The 3644-nt window shown below is 74.1% G+C and carries 2 protein-coding genes; both read left to right on the top strand.

The features are described from left to right. Positions 1-2217 (top strand): tryptophan synthase alpha chain (locus D7V80_RS40470; protein ID WP_233586091.1); only part of this gene is annotated, 2217 nt, incomplete at its 5' end. 153 nt (positions 2218-2370) lie between these two features. Then, positions 2371-3384: a hypothetical protein gene (locus D7V80_RS40465; RefSeq protein ID WP_120593091.1), complete on the top strand. Its 1014-nt coding sequence runs from the start codon at positions 2371-2373 to the stop codon at positions 3382-3384. The last annotated feature ends 260 nt before the right edge of the window (positions 3385-3644 follow it).

The raw sequence follows: 3644 nt of genomic DNA, 5'->3' as shown, positions 1-3644 counted from the left end.
GGCGGGTGGCCAGGCTGGGTGCTGCTTCTGGGGCTGTGGGCTGCGTGCGGCCAGACGCTGCCGGAGGACACCGTCTCTTCCAGGTTGGCCTGGCGGCCCCCGCCCCTCTGCATGCCCATGACGTGTGAGTCCCAGGGGCTGGACTGCGGCTACGCCATCGACGGGTGCGGCGGCACGCTCCAGTGTGGCGAGTGCGCCGGAGACCAGGCCTGCGGCGGGGGTGGCGTGCCCAACGTCTGCGGCCCCCAGCCCTGTGTCCCCAGCACCTGCGAGGCGCGGGGCGCCACCTGCGGGCCGCTCTCGGACGGCTGCGGCGGCGTGCTCGACTGCGGCACGTGCGCGACCCCGGAGGTCTGCGGAGGCGCCGGCGTGCCCAACGCCTGCGGCCCCCCGGCCTGCGTCCCCAGCACCTGCGAGGCGTCGGGAAAGAACTGCGGCCAGGTCCCGGATGGCTGCGGCAGGGTGCTCGACTGCGGCGCGTGCGGGCCGGACGAGACGTGCGGCGGAGGCGGCACCGCCAACGTGTGCGGCCGCGCGCCGTGCGTCCCCACCACCTGCGGGGCGCTGGGCAAGAACTGCGGCGCCGTGTCCGACGGCTGCGGCGGGGTGCTCGACTGCGGTACGTGCGGCGAGGGGCTCACCTGCGGCGCGGGCGGCGTGGCCAACGTCTGCGCGGCCCCGCTGTGCCAGGCGGCCACCTGCGCCGCGCTGGGGAAGAGCTGCGGCGAGGTGCTGGACGGCTGCGGCGGCGTCCTGGAGTGCGGCGCCTGCGCGGCCGACGCGACGTGCGGCGGCGCGGGCGAGGCCAACGTCTGCGGCGCCGGCACCTGCGTGCCCACGACCTGCGCGGCCCTGGGCGTGAACTGCGGCCGCGTGTCCGACGGCTGCGGCGCGGTGCTGGAGTGCGGAGGCTGCCTCGCGTCCGAGACCTGCGGCGGCGCGGGCACGCCCAACGTCTGCGGCAGGGCCGCGTGCACGCCGGCCACCTGCGAGGCCCTGGGCAAGGACTGCGGCCGGGTCGCGGACGGCTGCGGCGGGACACTCGAGTGCGGCGCGTGCGGCGAGGGGCTCACCTGTGGCGCGGGCGGCGTGCCCAACGTCTGCGCGGTCCCGGGATGCCGGCCGGCCACCTGCGGCTTTCTGGGGGCGACGTGCGGCGCGGTGGCGGATGGCTGCGGCGGCACGCTCGACTGCGGCGCATGCACGGCGCCGGAGACCTGCGGCGGCACGGGCGTGCCCCACGTCTGCGCGCCTCCGGAGCCCGTGTGCGTGGACCGGGATTTGGGCAGCGCGCTGCCGGTGTCGCTGAAGGGCTCCACCGTGGAGGCCCGGGACGACCATGCCGCCTCGTGTGGAGGCGCGGGGGCTCCGGACCGGGGCTACCTGTGGACGGCGCCCCGGACGGGCACCTTCACCTTCGACACGGCCCGCTCGGCGATACGGTCCGTCATCGCCGTGTACGCGGACGGCTGCGGCGGCGAGGAGCTGGCGTGCGCCACGGGCGGCATCAGCTACGGCGGCGGATCCCGGGTGGCGGTGACGCTGACGCAGGGCCAGCGGGTCCTGGTGACGGTGGACGCCGTGGCCGGCGGGTCCTTCACGCAAGGCGCCTTCGAGCTGCACATCGACGAGCTGCGCGCCACCGAGGCCGGCGCCTGCTTCGACGGCATGGACAACGACGGGGACCGCTGGGTGGACTGCGCGGACACCGAGTGCCGCGACGAGCCCCGCTGCAAGGGCCAGGGCTGCGCCCACCACGACCTGGGCAGCGCCCTGCCCGTCACCTTCCAGGGCGAGACGGCCCTCTCCGGCGACGGCTTCCAGGGCACCTGCGGCGCGCTGCTCCAGCAGGACCGCGCCCACCTGTGGACGGCGCCGAAGGCCGGCACCTTCGTCTTCGACACCTCGCCCGGCAACGACCCGGACGCGGGCGGCCACGCCCTGTACCTCCTCACCGGCTGCCGGGGCACGGAGCTGGGCTGCTCCGCGCACCCACACCCCACCACCAAGGCCGCCCCGGCGCTGAAGCTCACCCTGGCCCAGGGGCAGTCCGCGCTGGTGGTGGTGGACGGCATGGCCCGGCCGGACCGGGACACCCCCATCCGCTACACCCTCCACGTCACCGAATGGGTCCCGTCCGAGGCCGGCCACTGCCACGACGGCGCGGACAACGACGCGGATGGCCGGGCCGACGACGCGGACCCCGACTGCCGCTGACGCTGACGCTGCGTGCCACAACCGGTGTCCCGCACCCACCTTTTCAGCACATGTGAGGTGCTACGCAACTGATCGACAGCTGCTGCGATAATCCCCTCAAGACGTCAGCAGCCCTTCCAAACCATTCCTCGAACTCCGACGAGTGAGCCCCACATGAGCCTCATCAACCGCGCCCGCAGTGCCGTCTCCAACACCATCCGCCAGGTCCAGCAGGACCCCATCAAGGCGGCGAAGGACATCGGGACGCAGGCGAAGAAGGGCTACGACACCTTCAACAAGGTGAAGACGGCCGTGAAGGACGGCTTCGACAACGTCAAGAGCCTGAAGACGGACGGCTTCAAGGCGACGCTGAAGGGCAACGTCGACAAGCTGGTCTCCAAGGCCACGGACCCGAAGACCAAGCTCGACCTCAAGGGCAAGCTGGGCATCGCGGGCGGCGCCGTGGGCACCGTCACCAACGCCGCGAAGCTGGTGGGCCAGGCCGGCACGGCCATCTCCGACGTGCGCAACGCCGTGCGCTCCGGCTCCAGCGAGGACTGGAACAAGGCGCTGGGCTCCGTCGCCACCGCCGGCAAGACGGCGGTCAGCACCGTCAAGGGCGGCCTGGAACTGGCCCGCGACGTGAACAAGTTCGGCAGCGCGTACAAGGCCGCCAGCGGCGCCTTCAAGGCCGCGGTCCCGGGCGCCGGCCCCAAGCTGGCCCGCGCCGCCGCCGGTGCCGCCGCCAAGGCCGCCTTCGAGGGTGGCGCTTCCTCCGCCATCAAGAACGGCGTGCGCTCCGCCCTGAAGACCGCCGTCAGCGAGTCCGGCGTGGCCCTGAAGGCCGCCACGGGCACGGCGTCCCGCGCCGCCGCCCGCGCCGCGCTGTCCGAGGGTGGCAAGGCCGCCGCCAAGGCCGGTGCGACCGCCGCCGCCAAGGCCGCCGGGGGCACCCTGGCCAAGGCCGCCGGCCGCTTCGCCCCGGGCGCGAACATCGCCATCGCCGCCTTCGACACGGCGAACGCGATCTCCACCCTGCGCGACCCGAACGCCAGCACCACCAAGAAGGTCACGGGCGTCATCACCGCCGTGGGCTCCATCGCCGCCGCCACCAACATCCCGGTGGTCAGCCAGGTGGGCGCCGCCGTCTCCGCCGTCTCCAGCTTCGTTGGCGGCCTGTTCGGCTAAGCCGGTGAAGTGACGCGGTAACCGCAGGGCCCCGGGCGGCGAACGCCCGGGGATGTCCCCGGGGGGGCGTTTTCTGGTAGGCACCGTGACCGTGTGAGACGCGTACGTTTCAATCCCCTCTGGGACCACGGTCGCTACCTGCCAGGAGGCCCTCCGGTGGCCACGAAGAAGAACCCTCCCGCGAAGCCGTCAGCCGCCCCCGCCGCCAAGGCGTCCGGCCCGTCTTCCACCCCGGCGAAGCCGGCGAAGTCCGCCGCCGC

Origin of the sequence: Corallococcus sp. CA054B, from assembly GCF_003611625.1 — a bacterium.
Taxonomy (GTDB): Bacteria; Myxococcota; Myxococcia; order Myxococcales; family Myxococcaceae; genus Corallococcus; species Corallococcus coralloides.
This window is presented reverse-complemented; position numbering and strand designations above follow the sequence as displayed.